This window comes from Pedobacter sp. 05L430 (genome assembly GCF_056397585.1).
Genome location: NZ_JBFTNT010000007.1, coordinates 54,298 through 73,719 on the forward strand (window position 1 = coordinate 54,298; position 19,422 = coordinate 73,719).

Consider the following 19,422-nt stretch of genomic DNA (forward strand, 5'->3'; position numbering starts at 1 on the left):
TTTAGTGTTTCGGCTCATAAGCATAAACTACTTGATAGGGGATCTTTTTTAGTTCGGCAGACATTTTCCCAATACCAAGATCCTCTTTCTGTGGTGTTGGTTCACAAATAGAATAGGTCTTGCCTTTATAAACTATAGGGTCGCCGCCTACAGGTGTGTCAAACTGAACTGCCATAGTGATATGGGTAGGGTACAGCAGAGCAATCATTGGAACATTATAGATCTCCTTTACCAGATAAAAAAACAAGGCTGCTCTATCATCGCAGTCACTATATTTAGAGAAGAGCGTCTCTTCCGGAGAGAGTCGCTTTTCTTTTCCAAAATTCTCTTCATCATTTTCATATAAGAATGYATATCTGGTAAAACGCATCAGGTAATCAATCCCTTTTTTTTGTTTCATTCCACTCACATTTTTTTTAAGGAGGGGAATTAAGGAACCATAAGTTTCTTTGCTAAGGGGGATATTAAAATAYGATTCAAAGTCAACCACCGGGTAGTTGGCAAAAATAATTTCTACATCAGGATTTAGCTTAATGTTGAAATGATAGGTTTTATGTTTATAGCTGAACTGAATCTGTTTTTCATAATAGTCTTCAGGCTTAAAATCAGGCATTCTGGTTACTTTGTAAGAAAAGGCCTCTTTAGCTTCAGGGATGCTGATCATATCGTGAGGAGGTACCTTATTTAAATCTGCATATGCATAATCATGATGGTTTAAGCACATGTATTTTTTGTTTTTGAACATGACGAAAGGTATATCAGAAATATCCTCATCATTAAAAACATAGAATATGATCCGGTTATCTGCAATGGTAAGTCTGGCGTCGTATCCCGATTTACCTAAAAGAAACCATTTGTAAAAAGTATAGCGCTCATAGTTATCTTTTTTAGGGCTAATCTGCTGAGCTGTTTTTCTGATTAGTTGATAATAAAGCCAATCGTTTAGCTGGTGTTTCCCCTTGTAATCAGTAAGCGTTTTTATTATTGATGAGTACTTGCCGGCATTTACTTTGTTGTAGCTCGATTTAATGTATTGTTCTGAAAGGTCTGTGGGGGCATTTACAATTATAGATGAATCGACTTCAAGGTTGAAGGTGTCATTGTAAAACTCAAAACTAATATTGTAGCTATTATTCTGACTGTACGCAAGTTGCGTAACCAGTAGTAAAATTAGTGTACCGAATATTTTTAGCAAACGGCCCATGACTCTGTGGATTAATTAATATTATGGTAACATTAAATATACACAGAATTAACAGTAGTTGCATATTAAGTTTTCGGCTTTAAAAAATTATATAGTAATCAATAGTTAACAAGCACTTAACATCACGCCAGTACTTTTGTGGCATAAATATTTGGTTAGTATTTATATACGTTTAGGTTTAGTTGATACAAAAAGCCCCGATGGATGTCAGGGCTTTTGTTATTAAAAATTCTTACCAATCTTCTCTAGCATTTCAGGTGGGATATTTTGCATATCCACTACTAAAAAGCCATCAAGACAATCAGAAAATTTAGGATCAATATTGAAACAAATGATTTTGGCATTAAGATTCATATACTGCCTAAGTAATACAGGTATCTTAATGTGAGAGTTCTCAATGTCAGATATTAAGCTGTCAAGGTCTTTTAAGGAATCACTGCTTTCAATTAACAGATCCTTATCAATCGCAGAAAGATCTGCTTTAAATTTATTTTTAGGCTTTACATAATGCGCCAGCTCATAATCAAAGTGGTTCTTTGTAATATAGTCTACAATTAAAGACTTGGAGAACTTTGAGAAATTATTGCTGATACTTACCGGGCCAAACATGTAGCGATAGTGAGGATTATCCAGAAGGTATTTTAAAATACCTTTCCATAACAAGAAAAGAGGAAGTGGTTTCTGCTGATATTCTTTTCGGATCCACGATCTGCCCAATTCAATTCCACGTCTTAAGATCGGATAAAAAGGCTCTTTGATTTTGAAGAGTTCTGATAGATAGAACCCACGTCTGCCCATGGTATTTAAAATCTCATCTCCCTTACCGATACGATAAGCACCTACGATATTTTGCAGGTCTTTATCCCAGATGAAAAGATGGTTGTAATAAATATCGTAGTTGTCGAGATCAATCTTTTTATTTGTTCCTTCTCCAACTTCTCTAAAGGTTATTTCCCTTAAACGGCCAATTTCCCTTAAAATATTTGGAATGGCTACCGTAGGGGCAATATATACTTCGTAGTTCTTTTCTTGCCATACCCTGAAGTTTTCGAGCTGATCAACTTCTTCTACAATTTTATTCCTATCCGTTTCAACAATAACTTCTTCTGGCTTTTTCTTTATTTTAAACAGATTGATTGGGTTGAACAATTTCTTTTCTTGTTCTAAACCGGTTCCAAGGGCATAGGTACGTGCCCTAAGAAAATCAAGTAGTTTATTGGTGTTATTTCTGTAAGAAACATCTTCTATATTAATAGGCTTACCAATTCTTACTTTTATTTTTAAACCTTGTTTGTTTAAAAATTCTGAAGGTAATTTAGCTGTTCTTAACGTAGGATGGATAAAGCTAAGGATATTGAATAAAACCCCGTTGTTGCCATGGAAATAGATTGGTACTACAGGTAATTTAGCCCTGGCAATTAATTTACCTACTACCGGGTGCCATATCCTATCTGTAATTTCCTGCTTATCTAAACTAAAGGTTGAAACCTCACCTGCGGGAAATATTCCTATTGGTGTACCGCTTTGAAGGAGGTCGAAAGTAGCTTTTAAGCCACTTATGCTTGAGGTGTGCTGAACGTTTTCAAAAGGATTTACTGCTACAAAGAACTCACTTAGATTGGGAATCTTTTTAAGTATAAAATTAACCATCACCTTTGCCTCGGGCCTTACGGTACAAAGTAATTTTACAAGTGCAAGACCTTCGACACCGCCATATGGGTGATTTGCTATTGCAATAAAACCTCCGGTTTTGGGTATGTTTTTAAGGTCGTCTTCATCAAAATCGATACTAACGCCTATGGTTTCTAAAATCTTATCGACAAATTCTAAACCACTAAAATGCTCATTCTGCGAAAAAACTTTGTTGATGTCATTAAGTTTCATCATCTCCATGAGTAAAGCAGCAAGTCCGGGTACGCCCAGTTTATCTATTTTAGTAGCTTTTGCAAACTCTTGGGTAGTTATGATCTTCATTTAAATTCCAGTTTGTGAAACATTATCCAACCTCAAAAGTAAGATTTATATTTTTAATCGTTGGCGACATACTAAAATATAATACTAATCCTATTATGGTTGTTATTTATAATATTCTGCTATAGATTAGGCAATGAGAAAATGGTTGAATGCTTATTTTGATTTTAGTAAACAGGAATTTAATGGTCTTTTAGTTCTAATAGTGCTTATAGTATTAATTAGTGCTACTCCTTATTTATACAGCTTTGTGACGCCAGAACCGGATAATTCAGTAGCCGAACAATTAGCCATTAAAAGGTTAGTGCTACCGGTTAATAAGTCTTCCGTTTTTAACAGTAGAAAATTAAAGTACAATGTTAAAAAAGAACATCATTATTCTTTGTTCGTGTTTGATCCGAATACTATAAATGTTGATGATTGGCAAAGACTGGGCCTGTCTTTTAAGCAATCTGCAGCTATTTTAAAATATTTAGAGAAAGGAGGGAAGTTTAGAAATGTAGAAGATCTGAAGAAAATGTATACGATTACTGAGAAAATGTACGAAAGGTTATCTCCTTATGTACGAATTGAGGATAAGTATGCTGGAAATACTAAAGTGCCGGAGAAGAGTTTTAAGAATAATGTCAACAGCCCAGTTTCCAGAGCGCGCAAAATAATAGAAATGAATGGGGCAGATAGTGCAGCCCTTATTGAGATAAAAGGAATTGGGCCGGCTTTTGCCAGGAGGATAATAAAATACAGGGAACGTATTGGAGGCTTTTATAAAAAGGAGCAGCTGCTTGAAGTATTTGGACTGGACTCAGTAAAATATGAGGAGATCAGGAATCAGGTTTCTGTGGATGATCAAAAATTGAAAAGAATTAACGTTAATGCTACAAGGTTAGAGGATTTTAAAGGACATCCATATATAAGGTATAAACAGGTAAATGCTATTATTGAATATAGAAAACAACACGGAAATTATAGTAATATTGCTGACTTAAATAAGGTTGCTATTTTAGACCCGGAAACGGTTGAGCGTTTGGCGCCTTACCTTACTTTTTAGTCATGATAGAATCAAGAATAAAACAAACTGTACGCGATGTACAAGACTTTCCAAAACCAGGAATCATTTTTAAAGATATAACTCCGATACTAAAGGATCCGGGCTTGTGCATGGATATTACAGCCGCGTTGGCTAAACAACTTTCGAATGTGGCCATTGATGTGGTTGCAGGTATAGAGAGCCGGGGCTTTTTGTTTGGCCCATCTTTGGCTCAGCTGTTAAATGTGCCTTTTATCCCTATTAGAAAGGCAGGGAAGTTGCCTTACAAAACGATGCAGGAATCATATGATCTGGAATATGGCAGTGCAACCATAGAGTGTCATCAGGATGCATTGCTTAAAGGACAAAGGGTTTTAATTCATGATGATCTACTGGCCACGGGGGGAACGGTTGTAGCGGCATCAAAACTTGTGATGCAAATGGAAGCAACGGTAGCCGCTTATTCTTTTATTATATCGTTGGATTTTTTAAATGGCAGGAAGAGATTGACCCCTTATGGAAGTGAGGTTTTTTCTTTAGCCTCTTACTAGTTCTCTTAAACGATTAAATTGCTGGCTTGATATAAACATAAGATCAGTAGAGAAATTGCAATTAATTTTAAAATTAGAATAGAAAAGCGAGGGGTAAGACTAGGCATAATTTTGCAGCTTTTTTTTGTATGCTGAAATGAGAGGTATTTTTTTTAAACTTGTTGCAAAATTAGCAGTGCTTTTAATTGAAATCAACTGAGTAAATACGCAGGTTTTAATGAAAGGATTTCTCAAAATTGATATAAAATGAAATCAAAAGGGAATTTTGGAGACTATTCAAGGAACTTTATTACAGATGTTCCTGCCGACTTAGAGAGCGAACAAGCATTGTTCTTTGAACAAACTATCCCCAGGTTTGCTGAAGAAGCCATTTATATCTATTCATTTAAAGAGAACAGAATGATTTTTGCCAGCGGATGGGAAGAGGTGGTTGGTTATAAAGATGATGAAATAAATATGCTGGCAATAGTAAATATGTCGGCCCCTGAATTTGCTCCCTTCTCACATGACCTTAATGATAAGGCCCTCAAATTTATTCATAACAAGTCAAAAGACCTGGAGAAGTATAGCTTTACTATAGAGCTTAAAAAGATACATAAAAACGGTCAGGAAGTTCCTATCTCTGCAAGGGTAGGTGTTTTTAGTTCTGAGAATGGTAAAATCGAATCTATTATCGGTCGTTTTCAAATTAACAGGAGTCTTATTTTTGGAAAAATAATGAGATATGCGGCTTATGGCCCTGATAAGGAAAAATTTGAAGAGGAATTAAACAAGATATTGTTTTACCATCTGGCTATATCCAATAAAGAGAAGGAGGCACTTTCGCTTGTGGCAAAAGGCTATTCCTTCAAAGAAATTGCCCATGAATTGGGTGTTTCGCACTCAGCAATTGAAAAAAGGATAATTCCACTGTACAAGCGCTTTGATGTTAAAAGTTTAACACACCTGGTAAGCTTTGCGTATGACAATAACATACTTCCTTAATTAAACTGCATCGAGGTTTACGGTTGTAATATTTGATTTCTCTACACCTATATTTTCTAATAATGTTTCCCAGCGTTCTTCAGCGTGCCTGTCTGGGTCATCATTACCCATAACCCAGATAATACTTTTTTCTTTGATAGCTTTTTTATTTAATTCGCCACAGTTTAAATTATTAAGTATCGTGTAGAATTGTTTTGCGCTTAAAATATCGTCTTGTACATTTCCGCCAGGATTAATATCGTCAATAACTAATAAAGAAGAGTTTCTCCACGACCAAGCCCCAGGCTTTGTAATCGGCGGGTTATCTTCATTCTCGAAAAATAAACAGAGTAGTTTTACGGCAGTAATGTAGCTGCAACTGTTATTTTTAATAGATGACTCCGTTGCAATTCCGACTGATAGCATTGTTTTGCCACTGCCTCTGGAGCCAAATAGCAACATATGTTTTCCTGGTTCATTGTGCTTGAGGAAGTCTAAAATCAATGCTTTGTTGTCTTCTTTTATTCGTTGGTTCCATTGACTTAGTCGTAACTGAAAAGGATAATCGGCATTTTGGATAAACATTTTTGTGGTGTACCAATAGTAGAAGGGGTAAATAACCAATAATACTAACACAATAAGACCAATTAACATACCTTTGTGAAACTCACAGATGAGACTTGCAGCAAGTGCACCCATTCCAAAATAAACCAGATCTGTTAAAGTATCGAACGCAACATTTGTCCATGCTGGCTGAAATGTGTATTTGCCTGTTCCAAGAGCCTTACGTATTGATTCTGTTTTAAACAATAACGGCCATAGGAAATTAAAAAGTTCAAACAAAATCCAGCCAGCCCAAACACCAAATGCCGCCCACAATTCAGGCTGAGACATATTTGTCTTTGCTTTAAGTACATTATAAAGCAGTATTGTTGGAATAAAACCTAAAGAAAAGTGACCAAACTGGTTTGCCAGCCAGGAGTAAGTAAGCGTTACTCCTCTGTAAGAATCTTTGCCTATAAGGTCGTTCTTTAATTGAGCGACAAGAGCTTTTACGGTAATGGACTTCATGAGATGCTTTATTTAGATAGTTCTAAGGGGGTAAAGCTAAAAAAAAATAAAAAAAGTTTTTAGCGTATTTGACTTACTTAAAATAAGGAGGTAAGGTTAATGAACTAAATACCATTTCGTTCTATTATTCTGCAAATTTAAACTTGTGTTTCTGTTGTTTTATTTGTTTATAATTGTCGGGATTCAATCGATAAAATTATGTTAGAAACAATGGATAATTCTGTAGGCTATAACTTTAGCATCTCAGAAAATCAGGAAATGATAAGAAAGGTGGTACATGATTTTGCGGAGAAGAATATTCGTCCAAATGTAATGGAGTGGGATGAAGTGCAGCATTTTCCGATAGATGTTTTTAAAAAACTTGGCGAATTAGGTTTGATGGGAGTTCTTGTTCCTGAGGTTTATGGTGGATCTGGTTTGGGCTATCAGGAATATGTAGATGTGATTGTAGGGGTATCTAAAGTTTGCGGTTCAATAGGTCTTTCTTTAGCGGCTCATAATTCTTTATGTACTGGTCATATCCTGGCTTTTGCTAATGAGGAACAAAAAATGAGATGGYTGCCTAAATTAGCAACAGCAGAATGGATAGGAGCATGGGGCTTAACCGAAGCAAATACAGGATCTGATGCTTTGGGGATGATGACAGTTGCTACACTGGATGGAGATGAATATGTTATTAATGGCTCTAAAAACTGGATTACTCATGGTAAGACCGGAGATATTGCAGTTGTTATGGCCAGAACAGGTGAAAAAGGAGATTCTAATGGGGTTTCGGCTTTTGTTGTTGAAAGAGGAACGCCAGGGTTTGCAGCAGGCAAGAAGGAGAATAAATTAGGTATGAGAGCATCGGAGACAACTGAAATGATATTTGACAATTGCCGTGTTCCAAAAGAAAATCTTTTAGGGAATATAGGCGGAGGCTTTAAGCAGGCAATGAAAGTTTTAGATGGTGGACGAATCTCTATTGCAGCGCTGGCACTAGGTATTGCAAAAGGTGCTTATGAGGCAGCTGTTGCTTATGCTAAACAACGACATCAATTCGGGCAACCCATAGCAAGTTTTCAGGGCATTAGCTTTAAGCTGGCAGACATGGCTACTGAGATTGAGGCTGCGGAGCTGTTGATTAGACAGGCTGCCGATTTAAAGAATCGTGGTTTACCTATGACCAAAGAATCTGCTATGGCTAAATATTTTGCTTCGGAAGTTGCTGTAAGAACGGCAACAGAGGCAGTGCAGATTTTTGGAGGCTATGGTTATACAAAGGATTTTCCAGTAGAAAAATTCTATAGAGACAGTAAATTGTGTACTATTGGAGAAGGAACTTCAGAAATTCAGAAAATAGTTATTGCAAGAGAAGTTTTAAAACATTAGATTAGTGTAACAAAATAAAAGAGAATATTCTAACCAAATATAAAACCAATTAATCCGGCATATTTAAATATGCCGGATTTTTGTTTTTAAAGAGCTTACTTCTATTTTATGGATATGATACGGTCGACTACATAAGGGCTGTAACCTCTCCAGGGAAGTGTGCTGACATATTCCTTATAGTGTAATTCAAATGTTTTTCCACTGTTCATCATCATTTTTTCGGCGATGGCTTTGTCATCAACAGAGAACTCAAATTCATTTGATTGTATGGTGCCGGTTTGTTTGGATCGGAGCCCTGTTTGGATCAGTTTGCCTTCGTAGGTTTTAAATACATAACCTTTTCTTACAACATAGTTCAGCTCGCCAGCTTTAACGCCATCGCCAAACACAAAATAATAACGGTAATAAATGAATCCTGACAGGATAACAATTATTATAGCAAGAGTAATAAACAGCGGCTTTTTAGATTTCATGATAGATTTGTTTTTATATTAAAAATAAGTATAAAAAGTGTACCACGTATTTTCAAATCCAATATTATTAATAAATTAAACATAGTGTTTTGATTATCAAATGAAATACCTATCTTTGCAGTCCTAAAAACAACGAGAGGAGGTATTTTACGTTATGATCATTATTAATATTAAAGACGGTGAATCACTAGATAAAGCGTTAAAACGTTTCAAAAAGAAATTTGAAAAAACAGGAGTGTTAAGAGAATTACGTAGCCGCCAAGCTTACGAGAAAAAATCTGTAGCACGTCGTACATTAGTGAAACACGCTATTTATAAGCAAAATATGCAACTAGAAGGAACAATATAGTTCTTGTAGTTTAACATAATAATATTAAAAGCCATCAATTGTTTGATGGCTTTTTTTGTTCAAATAAAAAGGAATTGTTAAGATAATGTTTTGTATATTCACTCTATCGAGCAATACAAATAGTTTCTATGACTGTTGAACAATTTCTAACATATCTCCAGCACGAGAAGCGATATTCTCCACACACAGTCCAGTCCTACAGAACCGACCTGATTCAGTTTAGAGATTTTATGCTCCAAACATTTGAACTGTCACTTAATGAGGTGGCCTATATCCATGTAAGGAATTATATGGTTTGGCTGATGGAGGAAGGTGTTACCGAGAATTCTATAGGAAGGAAGCTATCTACCCTGCGCAGTTTTTATAAATACCTTGTTCGCGAGCAAATAGTTCAATCGAGCCCTATGGCTCTCGTAAAAGCTCCTAAAGCCCCTAAGCGCCTTCCTGTATTTGTGGACGACCAAAAGCTGGATCTGCTTCTTGATTCTGAAGAGTTTTTTGATGGAAGCTTTTCATCAGTAAGAGACCGGTTAGTTATCGAAGCATTATTTGGAACCGGTATGCGGCTTGCAGAATTGCTGACCTTGAAGGAATCTGACATTAACTTTTACGACTCAAATATCAGGGTTTTGGGAAAAAGAAATAAAGAGCGGATAGTTCCGATAAGCAAACCACTTGAGGATCAGCTAAGAACCTACATTGAATTAAAAACATTACAAAAATTTGATAACAAAACGGAAGGCTTATTCGTTACAGATAAAGGAGCGGATGCATATCCTAAATTAATATACCGAATAGTTCAGCGTTATTTAAGTTTCATTTCAACGCAGGATAAGAAGAGTCCACACGTGTTGCGCCATTCTTACGCCACCAGTTTGTTGAATAGGGGGGCAGACTTAAATGCAATAAAAGAATTGTTGGGGCATGCAAGCCTGGCCGCTACTCAGGTTTATACCCACAATTCAGTAGAAAGATTAAAATCAATATATAAACAAGCCCATCCAAAGGCATAAAAAAGAGGAGGAAAATATGAAAATTACAGTTCAATCGATCCATTTCAATGCAGACCAGAAGTTATTAGATTTCATTCAAAAGAAAGTAGATAAGCTAGATCAGTTTTTTGATCAGATTATCAGTGGCGAAGTTTATTTAAAATTAGAGAATGTAGATGATGAAGCCAATAAAATAAGTGAGATTAAATTGATCGTACCGGGCGGAACAATGTTCGCAAAGGAACAGTGTAAATCATTTGAAGAGGCCACAGATTTAGCAATTGAGTCGTTAAGGAAGCAAATTACCAAACATAAAGACAAGACGAGAATAAAATTAAGTGAACATAAGGCAATTTTAAACGCGAATGAAGTATCTGATTATTAGGTACATATTTTAGCGATATTTTAATATTGAATTGGCGGAGTAAGTTTCGCCAATTTTTTTTTGAAATAAATTTTGCGTCTATCATAAATTCTTGTAGATTTGCATTCCATTTCAGAGAGGGCGTTACCTCAACAACTAAAATGGAATGTTCTATGAAAGATTAATATTATAAGATTTGTTGCTTCGTTTGTAAGCAGCACATGATATAAGCCTCCTTAGCTCAGCTGGTAGAGCAACTGACTTGTAATCAGTAGGTCATTGGTTCGATCCCGATAGGAGGCTCTTTTTTTGGGGGGATACCAGAGTGGCCAAATGGGACAGACTGTAACTCTGTTGTCGCAAGACTTCGAAGGTTCGAATCCTTCTCCCCCCACAATAAAGAAGCGGAAGTAGCTCAGTTGGTAGAGCGATAGCCTTCCAAGCTATAGGTCGCGAGTTCGAACCTCGTCTTCCGCTCTTAAATGGAAAAAGGTGGGCAGTCGGCAGGGATTGTGAAAATTGATTCTAAAAGGAATTAAATAATAAGCTGCTAGAGATTAAAAGCCGAAGTAGCTCAGCGGTAGAGCACTTCCTTGGTAAGGAAGAGGTCGTGGGTTCAAGTCCCATCTTTGGCTCAAAAAAATAAAAATAGGCTTTGTTGAATCTGTTTAAACGCAGGGTGAACAAGGTTTTTTGTATTGAATTGTATCAAAACAATAAATAAATAAAAAGTTATAACCTACTAATAAGTATAAAAACATGGCAAAAGAAAAGTTTGACCGCAGCAAGCCGCACTTAAACATCGGCACAATCGGTCACGTTGACCACGGTAAAACAACCTTAACAGCAGCTATCACTAAAGTGTTATCTGATGCTGGTTTATCTGAGGCGCGTTCATTTGATTCAATTGACTCAGCTCCTGAGGAAAAAGAAAGAGGTATCACCATTAATACAGCACACGTTGAGTATTCAACTGCTAACCGTCACTATGCACACGTTGACTGTCCAGGTCACGCGGATTATGTGAAAAACATGGTTACTGGTGCTGCACAAATGGATGGAGCTATCATTGTTGTAGCTGCTACAGATGGTCCGATGCCACAAACTCGTGAGCACATTCTATTGGCTCGTCAGGTAGGTGTTCCTTCGTTGGTAGTATTCATGAATAAAGTGGATATGGTTGACGATCCTGAGTTATTAGAATTAGTAGAAATGGAAGTTCGTGAATTGTTATCATTCTATGAATTCCCTGGTGATGATATTCCTGTTATTCAAGGTTCAGCTCTTGGTGGTTTGAACGGAGATCCGAAATGGGTAGCTAAAATCATGGAATTAATGGATGCTGTTGATAGCTACATTCCAATTCCTCCACGTTTAACTGATCTTCCATTCTTAATGCCWGTTGAGGACGTATTCTCGATCACTGGTCGTGGTACTGTTGCGACTGGTCGTATTGAGCGTGGTGTAATCAACTCTGGAGATCCAGTTGAGATCTTGGGTATGGGTGCAGAAAATCTTAAATCAACTGTAACAGGTGTTGAGATGTTCCGTAAGATCCTTGATTATGGTGAAGCAGGTGATAACGTAGGTTTATTGTTACGTGGTATTGAGAAAACTGATATCCGTCGTGGTATGGTTATCTGCAAACCAGGTTCAGTAACTCCTCACACAGATTTCAAAGCTGAGATCTATGTGTTATCAAAAGCAGAAGGTGGACGTCACACTCCATTCTTTAACAAATACCGTCCACAATTCTATTTCCGTACTACAGACGTTACTGGTGAGATTACACTAGCTGAAGGAACTGAAATGGTTATGCCAGGTGACAACGTTACTATCAATGTTAAATTGATCAACGCAATCGCAATGGAAAAAGGTCTACGTTTCGCTATCCGTGAGGGTGGTAGAACAGTAGGTGCTGGTCAGGTAACTGAAATTGTAAAATAGTTCTTAGGTATCCAAAAGATACCGGACAAATTTATAAAGCAAAGTACTTGGGCTTTAACAGCCTGAGTACTTTGTTCTAATAGCAAAACGATTCGCTTGGAAGAGCGAAAATTATACACGGGAATAGTTCAACGGTAGAATAGAGGTCTCCAAAACCTTTGATCAGGGTTCGAATCCTTGTTCCCGTGCAAAAAATTAATTATGGCTAAAGTAGTTCAATTTGTTAAAGAATCATATGAAGAAATGACCCAGAAGGTTACCTGGCCTACATGGGGAGAATTGCAAAATTCTGCAGTGTTGGTTTTGGTAGCGTCGCTTATTATTGCATGTGTTATTTTTGCAATGGATAAGGGTTCTACATTCGTTTTGGATACTTTTTATAAATCACTTTCTAATTAATATAGCTAAATGAACGATCAGTTGAAATGGTATGTAGTTAGGGCCGTTAGTGGAAAAGAGAAGAAAGTAAAACAGTATATTGATTCTGAAATTAGCCGTTTAGGGTTTTCACATTTGGTTCCTCAGGTTTTAATACCGATGGAGAAATATTACCAAATGAAAGACGGGAAAAAAATTGCAAAAGAGCGCAACTTTTATCCTGGCTATGTTTTAATTGAAGCTATTTTAGATGGTGAGTTAGAACATATTATTAAGAATGTTAATAGCGTTATTGGTTTCTTAGGAGATAAGGGCGGAAATCCTGTTCCTATGCGCCAAGCGGAAGTTAACCGTATTTTAGGCAAAGTTGATGAGATGAGCCAACAAAGCGAGATCATGAACGTTGCTTATTATGTTGGAGAGAACGTTAAAGTAATGGATGGACCGTTTAACGGTTTTACCGGCGTTATTGAAGAGGTTAACGAAGAGAAAAAGAAATTAAAGGTTATGGTTAAGATCTTCGGAAGAAAAACTCCGTTAGAACTTAACTATATGCAAGTAGAAAAGGAATAGAATAAAGATCTTAATTGTTACATGCTTCCAACATTTTAACATTGAGTATTACAAATTAACAAAAACAGAAAATGGCAAAAGAAGTCAGTGCACTTGTTAAATTACAGATCAAGGGTGGAGCTGCAAATCCATCGCCACCAGTAGGACCTGCTTTAGGTGCTAAGGGGGTGAACATAATGGAGTTTTGCAAACAATTCAATGCTCGTACCCAAGATAAGCCTGGTAAAGTATTACCTGTTGTAATTACTGTTTATGCTGACAAGTCTTTCGAATTCATCATCAAAACCCCTCCGGTTGCTATCCAGTTAAAGGATGCTACTAAATTACAGAGTGGTTCTGCTGAGCCCAACCGTAAAAAAGTTGGTTCGGTGACTTGGGATCAGGTTAAGTCAATTGCTGAAGATAAAATGACTGATTTAAATGCTTTCACTATCGAATCGGCAATGAGTATGGTTGCCGGTACAGCACGCAGTATGGGAATCACCGTTAGCGGTGATGCGCCTTGGACAAATTAATTAACAAATAACAGTTTACAACAGTGGCTAAATTAACAAAAAATCAAAAAAAGGCACATGCTAAACTAGAATCTGGTAAAACGTATTCTTTAAAGGATGCGGCTGCTTTGGTTAAAGAAATAACTACTACTAAATTTGATGCATCGGTTGATATCGATGTTAGTTTAGGTGTAGATCCACGTAAAGCCAATCAAATGGTACGTGGTATTGCAACTTTACCACATGGTACAGGTAAAACTGTACGTGTTTTAGTTCTTTGTACTCCTGATAAGGAAGAAGAGGCTAAAGCGGCTGGCGCAGATTTTGTAGGTTTAGACGAATATGTAGCCAAGATTGAAGGTGGATGGACTGATGTTGACATTATTATCACTACTCCTGCTTGTATGGCAAAAGTAGGTAAACTGGGCCGCGTTTTAGGTCCACGTAACCTTATGCCAAACCCTAAATCAGGTACTGTAACTAACGAAGTTGGTAAAGCAGTAACTGATGTAAAAGGCGGTAAGATTGATTTTAAAGTTGACAAAAGTGGTATTATACACGCTTCAGTAGGAAAAGTATCATTCCCAGCAGATAAAATATATGAAAATGCTTTAGAAGTTCTTCAAGTAATTTCTAAGCTAAAACCATCTGCTGCAAAAGGAACTTATTTTAAGAGCATACATGTTTCTTCAACTATGAGTCCTGGAATTGCAATCGAAACTAAATCAGTAGCGGGGATCTAATTATGAACAGAGAAGAAAAACACGAAGTCGTTTCGGCTCTTCAAGTGAAGATGCAGGAATTCGGTAATTTTTATATTGCCGATACATCAAGCTTATCTGTTGAGAAAGTAAACAGTATCCGTCGCAAATGTTTCGAAAGTGGGATTGAAATGCAGGTTGCTAAAAATACTTTAATCAGAAAAGCGATTGAAGGATTAGAAGGCGATGCATCAGAGATCTTTGTTGCGCTTAAAGGCCAATCAGCATTATTATTCTCAACAGTAGGTAATGGTCCAGCTAAGCTGATCAAAGCCTTGAGAAAAGGATCTGATAAACCTCAGCTTAAAGCTGCATATATCGATTCAACGGTATTTATTGGTGACAACCAATTAGATACTTTAGTAAGCTTGAAATCAAGAGAAGAGCTTATTGGAGATATCATTGGATTATTACAGTCACCAGCTAAAAACGTTATTTCGGCTTTACAGTCTGGCGGTAACAAAATTGCAGGAATTGTTAAAACTCTTCAAGAAAGAGAAGGTTAAGGACACCTTAAAAGTTCATATTAAACAAATTATTTTTACGTAAATTTTTAAAATCTATAAAAATGGCAGATTTAAAAGCGTTTGCTGAGCAATTGGTAAACTTAACAGTTAAAGAAGTTAACGAATTAGCTCAAATCTTAAAAGACGAGTATGGTATTGAACCAGCTGCTGCTGCAGTTGCTGTTGCAGGCCCTGCTGGTGATGCTGCTCCTGCGGCTGAAGAAAAATCAACTTTCGATGTAATCTTGAAAGAAGCTGGTGGTCAGAAATTAGCAGTTGTTAAATTGGTAAAAGATTTAACTGGTTTAGGTTTGAAAGAAGCTAAAGACTTAGTTGATGGTGCACCTAAAGAATTAAAAGCTGGTGTTGCTAAAGACGAAGCAGAAGCTTTGAAAAAACAATTAGAAGAAGCTGGAGCTGTAGTTGAAATTAAGTAATCACTTAATTTTAATATAACTTTAACCATAGACTCCGACTGTATAGTCGGAGTCTATACCTGTTTATAAACATTTCATCTTGTTTGGTTGGTGGAATTGTTTAACGGCTAACCAAACAAATAGTTTATTCTTAAAGTAAATTAACTTTAGTCCATTGGCAAATAAAGTCGACCAAAGAGTAAATTTTGCACGTAGTAAGCATATCATAGATTACCCAGATTTTCTAGATGTGCAGTTGCAATCATTCAGAGAATTTTTTCAGATCGAGACAACTTCAGATAACCGTCACACTGAGGGTTTATTTAAGGTGTTTGCTGAAAACTTCCCAATCACCGATTCAAGAAACATCTTTGTTCTTGAGTTCCTTGATTATTTTATTGACCCACCACGTTATGATATACCTGAGTGTATTGACCGTGGGTTAACTTATAGTGTTCCATTAAAGGCAAAGCTTAAGCTTTCTTGTAATGATGCTGAACACGAAGATTTTGAAACGATCATTCAAGATGTATATTTAGGAACCATACCTTATATGACTCCTAAAGGTACTTTTGTGATTAACGGCGCAGAGCGTGTAATTGTTTCTCAGTTACACAGGTCTCCGGGTGTGTTCTTCGGTCAAAGCCGTCACACTAACGGAACTAAGCTTTATTCTGCCCGTGTAATTCCTTTCAAAGGATCTTGGATTGAGTTTGCTACCGACGTAAATAACGTCATGTATGCATACATCGATCGTAAGAAAAAGTTCCCGGTTACCACCTTATTGCGTGCCATTGGTTACGATTCTGATAAAGATATCCTTGAATTGTTTGACTTAGCTGATGAGGTTAAGGTTAGCAAATCGGGATTGAAGAAATATATCGGTCGTAAGCTTGCTGCAAGAGTATTAAGAAAATGGGTTGAAGATTTTGTTGATGAAGATACTGGTGAGGTAGTTTCTATAGATCGTAATGAAGTGATCTTAGACAGGGATACTGTTTTAGAAGATGACCATATTGATATGATCATTGATGCTGGTGTTAAAACTATTATCTTATCTAAAGATGATGGTGCAAGCCAGGCTGATTATACCATTATATATAATACATTACAAAAGGATACTTCTAACTCTGAAAAAGAGGCTGTTGAAAACATCTATCGTGCTTTGCGTAATGCAGAACCACCTGATGAGGAAACTGCAAGAGGTATTATCGAGCGTTTGTTCTTCTCGGATAAACGTTATGATCTAGGTGATGTAGGTAGGTACCGTATCAACCGTAAGTTGAAAATGGATACTCCTGATCACGTAAAGGTTTTGACAAAAGCTGATATTATTGCTATTGTTAAATATCTGATCAAGTTGATCAACTCTAAAGAAGAAGTGGATGATATTGATCACTTGTCGAATCGTCGTGTTCGTACAGTAGGTGAGCAATTATACGCTCAATTTGGTGTTGGTTTAGCACGTATGGCGCGTACTATTCGTGAGCGTATGAACATTCGTGATAACGAGGTATTTACTCCAACAGACTTAATTAATGCCCGTACGTTATCGTCGGTTATTAACTCTTTCTTTGGTACTAACCAGTTGTCTCAGTTCATGGACCAGACAAATCCTTTGGCAGAGATTACGCACAAGCGTCGTTTGTCAGCCTTAGGCCCAGGTGGTCTTTCACGTGAGCGTGCTGGTTTCGAGGTGCGTGACGTTCACTATACTCACTACGGTCGTTTATGTACAATTGAAACTCCAGAGGGACCAAACATCGGTTTGATCTCGTCTCTTTGTGTGCATGCGAAAATAAACAACTTAGGTTTTATTGAAACCCCTTATAAAAAAGTAGATAATGGTGTTGTGTCTGTTGATGAACCGGTTATTTACCTTTCTGCTGAGGATGAAGATGGTAAAACAATTGCACAAGCAAATGCTGAGTATGACGATAAAGGTAATTTCACTACTCCTCGTGTAAAAGCACGTTATGAGGGTGACTTCCCGATTATTGAGCCTGAGAAATTAGACTTAATGGACGTGGCACCTAATCAGATTACTTCAATCGCTGCTTCTTTAATTCCTTTCCTTGAGCATGATGATGCGAACAGGGCATTGATGGGATCAARCATGCAACGTCAGGCTGTACCTTTGTTACGTCCTGAGGCTCCAATTGTCGGTACAGGTTTAGAAGGTCGCGTAGCCCGCGATTCAAGAACTTTGATCAATGCTGAAGGTGATGGTGTTGTTGAATATGTTGATGCAAATGAGATCACTATTAAATATGTAAGAAACGATGGAGATCGTTTAGTATCGTTTGAAGGTGATAGCAAAACTTATAAATTAATCAAATTCAAGAAAACCAACCAGAATACTTGTATCAACTTGAAACCAATCGTTAAGAAAGGTCAGAAAGTTGTTAAAGGACAAGTGCTTTGTGAAGGTTATGCTACTGAAAATGGTGAGTTGGCATTAGGAAGAAACTTAAAAGTTGCTTTCATGCCTTGGCAAGGATATAACTTTGAGGATGCGATCGTAATTAACGAGCGTATTGTTCGTGAAGATATCTTTACTTCATTACACATCGAAGAATTTGAATTGGAAGTACGTGATACGAAACGCGGGGAAGAGGAATTAACACCAGATATCCCTAACGTTTCTGAAGAAGCTACTAAAGATTTAGATGAGAACGGTATTATCCGTATCGGTGCTGAAGTTAAAGAAGGCGATATCCTTATCGGTAAAATTACTCCGAAAGGAGAATCTGATCCTTCACCGGAAGAGAAATTACTGCGTGCGATATTTGGAGATAAAGCTGGTGATGTTAAAGATGCATCATTAAAAACTCCTCCATCTATTAAAGGTGTTGTAATTGATACTAAGTTATTCTCTAGAGCTAAGAAAACTACTAAAGCTGAGGAAAAATCAGCAATAGAAAAATTAGACAAGAGATATGAACTTGCCACTACAAATCTAAAAAATGAGCTTGTAGATAAATTATTCCAGATTGTAAACGGTAAGACATCTCAAGGTGTGTACAATGTTTATAAGGAATTGTTATTCCCTAAAGGAGCTAAGTTTACTCAAAAGAGTTTAGCCGATTTAGAATATGCGCACATTAATCCATACAAATGGACTACTGATGATGACAAGAATGAGCAGATCAAATTGTTATTGCACAACTATGGTATTCGTGTAAACGAAGAACTTGGTGCTTACAAACGTGATAAATTTGCGATTAGTGTGGGTGATGAGCTGCCATCAGGTATTGTTCAAATGGCTAAGGTTTATGTAGCTAAAAAGCGTAAGTTAAAAGTAGGTGATAAGATGGCTGGTCGTCACGGTAATAAGGGTATTGTAGCTCGTATTGTACGTGATGAAGATATGCCATTCTTAGAAGATGGAACTCCTGTTGATATCGTGTTGAACCCACTTGGTGTACCTTCACGTATGAACCTTGGTCAGATCTATGAAACTGTATTGGCATGGGCCGGTAAAGAATTGGGTGTTAAATTTGCTACTCCAATTTTTGATGGTGCTAAGCACAATGAGGTTGAAGACTGGATCGCAAAGGCTGGATTACCTGCTTCTGGAAGAACCTACTTAAATAACGGTTTAACAGGTGAGAAATTTGATCAACCAACAACTGTAGGTATTATCTACATGTTGAAATTAGGACACATGGTTGATGATAAGATGCACGCTCGTTCTATCGGACCATACTCACTAATTACACAACAACCATTGGGTGGTAAAGCTCAATTTGGTGGTCAGCGTTTTGGTGAGATGGAGGTTTGGGCACTGGAAGCGTTTGGTGCTGCCAACATTCTACAAGAGATATTAACCGTTAAATCGGATGATGTTATCGGTAGAGCTAAAACTTACGAAGCGATTGTAAAAGGCGAAAACCTTCCTACACCGGGTGTACCAGAATCGTTCAACGTATTGGTGCATGAGTTACGTGGATTAGGTTTAGATATTACGTTAGACTAAGTATATAGTATTAAGTAGTTAGTAATTAGATA

At 37.0% G+C, this 19,422-nt stretch carries 19 protein-coding genes and 5 tRNA genes; 20 read left to right on the forward strand and 4 right to left on the reverse strand.

What is annotated here, in order from left to right; genetic code table 11:
• Position 1: 1 nt before the first annotated feature.
• Both AC1DG9_RS03455 and AC1DG9_RS03460 read right to left on the reverse strand, forming a co-directional pair.
• Positions 2-1,204 (reverse strand): hypothetical protein, encoded by a 1,203-nt coding sequence (locus AC1DG9_RS03455; RefSeq protein WP_477634311.1) that lies wholly within the window; start codon positions 1,202-1,204, stop codon positions 2-4.
• 222 nt (positions 1,205-1,426) lie between these two features.
• Complete coding sequence (locus AC1DG9_RS03460) at positions 1,427-3,178, reverse strand: lysophospholipid acyltransferase family protein (RefSeq protein ID WP_172661236.1); 1,752 nt, start codon at positions 3,176-3,178, stop codon at positions 1,427-1,429.
• Positions 3,179-3,311: 133 nt separating this feature from the next.
• Here AC1DG9_RS03460 and AC1DG9_RS03465 point away from each other — a divergent pair, with 133 nt between their 5' ends.
• From AC1DG9_RS03465 to AC1DG9_RS03475, 3 genes are all read left to right on the forward strand, one after another.
• A complete protein-coding gene (locus tag AC1DG9_RS03465) occupies positions 3,312-4,223 on the forward strand; it encodes a ComEA family DNA-binding protein (RefSeq protein WP_288882251.1) in 912 nt (303 codons plus the stop codon).
• A 2-nt stretch (positions 4,224-4,225) separates the two neighbouring features.
• Positions 4,226-4,753, forward strand: a complete 528-nt coding sequence (locus tag AC1DG9_RS03470) for an adenine phosphoribosyltransferase (RefSeq protein ID WP_172661233.1) — start codon at positions 4,226-4,228, stop codon at positions 4,751-4,753.
• Between the two features lie 246 nt (positions 4,754-4,999).
• A complete protein-coding gene (locus tag AC1DG9_RS03475) occupies positions 5,000-5,737 on the forward strand; it encodes a LuxR C-terminal-related transcriptional regulator (RefSeq protein ID WP_172661232.1) in 738 nt (245 codons plus the stop codon).
• Here the strand turns inward: AC1DG9_RS03475 and AC1DG9_RS03480 are convergent, their stop codons facing one another.
• Entirely contained in the window at positions 5,738-6,787 is a 1,050-nt protein-coding gene (locus tag AC1DG9_RS03480) for a DUF2238 domain-containing protein (RefSeq protein ID WP_172661231.1), read from the reverse strand.
• Between the two features lie 198 nt (positions 6,788-6,985).
• On the opposite strand from AC1DG9_RS03480, the gene AC1DG9_RS03485 reads away from it, so the two are divergent.
• The gene (locus tag AC1DG9_RS03485) at positions 6,986-8,158 is read left to right on the forward strand and encodes an acyl-CoA dehydrogenase family protein (protein ID WP_172661230.1); all 1,173 of its coding nucleotides are present in this window, start codon (positions 6,986-6,988) and stop codon (positions 8,156-8,158) included.
• A 101-nt stretch (positions 8,159-8,259) separates the two neighbouring features.
• Here the strand turns inward: AC1DG9_RS03485 and AC1DG9_RS03490 are convergent, their stop codons facing one another.
• Positions 8,260-8,631: a hypothetical protein gene (locus AC1DG9_RS03490; protein WP_048907304.1), complete on the reverse strand. Its 372-nt coding sequence runs from the start codon at positions 8,629-8,631 to the stop codon at positions 8,260-8,262.
• A gap of 154 nt (positions 8,632-8,785) precedes the next feature.
• Between AC1DG9_RS03490 and rpsU the strand changes: the two genes are divergently transcribed.
• The 16 genes from rpsU to rpoB all read left to right on the forward strand — a co-directional run bounded on the left by rpsU (position 8,786) and on the right by rpoB (position 19,390).
• Positions 8,786-8,980, forward strand: a complete 195-nt coding sequence (gene rpsU / locus AC1DG9_RS03495; RefSeq protein WP_008243148.1) for a 30S ribosomal protein S21 — start codon at positions 8,786-8,788, stop codon at positions 8,978-8,980.
• A gap of 128 nt (positions 8,981-9,108) precedes the next feature.
• Entirely contained in the window at positions 9,109-9,993 is an 885-nt protein-coding gene (locus AC1DG9_RS03500; protein WP_172661229.1) for a tyrosine-type recombinase/integrase, read from the forward strand.
• Positions 9,994-10,009: 16 nt separating this feature from the next.
• Positions 10,010-10,357 (forward strand): ribosome hibernation-promoting factor, HPF/YfiA family, encoded by a 348-nt coding sequence (hpf, locus tag AC1DG9_RS03505; protein ID WP_048907302.1) that lies wholly within the window; start codon positions 10,010-10,012, stop codon positions 10,355-10,357.
• 209 nt (positions 10,358-10,566) lie between these two features.
• A tRNA-Thr gene (locus tag AC1DG9_RS03510) sits at positions 10,567-10,639 on the forward strand.
• An 8-nt stretch (positions 10,640-10,647) separates the two neighbouring features.
• Positions 10,648-10,730, forward strand: a tRNA-Tyr gene (locus AC1DG9_RS03515).
• A gap of 10 nt (positions 10,731-10,740) precedes the next feature.
• Positions 10,741-10,813 (forward strand) — tRNA-Gly (locus tag AC1DG9_RS03520).
• A gap of 86 nt (positions 10,814-10,899) precedes the next feature.
• A tRNA-Thr gene (locus tag AC1DG9_RS03525) sits at positions 10,900-10,971 on the forward strand.
• A gap of 124 nt (positions 10,972-11,095) precedes the next feature.
• Positions 11,096-12,283, forward strand: a complete 1,188-nt coding sequence (gene tuf, locus AC1DG9_RS03530) for an elongation factor Tu (RefSeq protein ID WP_048907301.1) — start codon at positions 11,096-11,098, stop codon at positions 12,281-12,283.
• A gap of 117 nt (positions 12,284-12,400) precedes the next feature.
• Positions 12,401-12,471, forward strand: a tRNA-Trp gene (locus AC1DG9_RS03535).
• Between the two features lie 13 nt (positions 12,472-12,484).
• A complete protein-coding gene (secE, locus tag AC1DG9_RS03540; protein WP_108206554.1) occupies positions 12,485-12,682 on the forward strand; it encodes a preprotein translocase subunit SecE in 198 nt (65 codons plus the stop codon).
• A 9-nt stretch (positions 12,683-12,691) separates the two neighbouring features.
• Entirely contained in the window at positions 12,692-13,234 is a 543-nt protein-coding gene (gene nusG, locus AC1DG9_RS03545; RefSeq protein ID WP_048907300.1) for a transcription termination/antitermination protein NusG, read from the forward strand.
• 71 nt (positions 13,235-13,305) lie between these two features.
• Positions 13,306-13,749 (forward strand): 50S ribosomal protein L11, encoded by a 444-nt coding sequence (gene rplK, locus AC1DG9_RS03550; protein WP_008243137.1) that lies wholly within the window; start codon positions 13,306-13,308, stop codon positions 13,747-13,749.
• A gap of 23 nt (positions 13,750-13,772) precedes the next feature.
• Positions 13,773-14,471, forward strand: coding sequence for a 50S ribosomal protein L1 (rplA, locus tag AC1DG9_RS03555; RefSeq protein ID WP_048907299.1), 699 nt, complete (start codon positions 13,773-13,775; stop codon positions 14,469-14,471).
• A 2-nt stretch (positions 14,472-14,473) separates the two neighbouring features.
• Positions 14,474-14,995, forward strand: a complete 522-nt coding sequence (gene rplJ / locus AC1DG9_RS03560; RefSeq protein WP_048907298.1) for a 50S ribosomal protein L10 — start codon at positions 14,474-14,476, stop codon at positions 14,993-14,995.
• A 62-nt stretch (positions 14,996-15,057) separates the two neighbouring features.
• Complete coding sequence (rplL, locus tag AC1DG9_RS03565) at positions 15,058-15,432, forward strand: 50S ribosomal protein L7/L12 (protein WP_008243131.1); 375 nt, start codon at positions 15,058-15,060, stop codon at positions 15,430-15,432.
• 154 nt (positions 15,433-15,586) lie between these two features.
• On the forward strand, positions 15,587-19,390 hold the full coding sequence (gene rpoB / locus AC1DG9_RS03570; protein WP_477634312.1) for a DNA-directed RNA polymerase subunit beta: 3,804 nt from the start codon (positions 15,587-15,589) through the stop codon (positions 19,388-19,390).
• Positions 19,391-19,422: the final 32 nt, after the last annotated feature.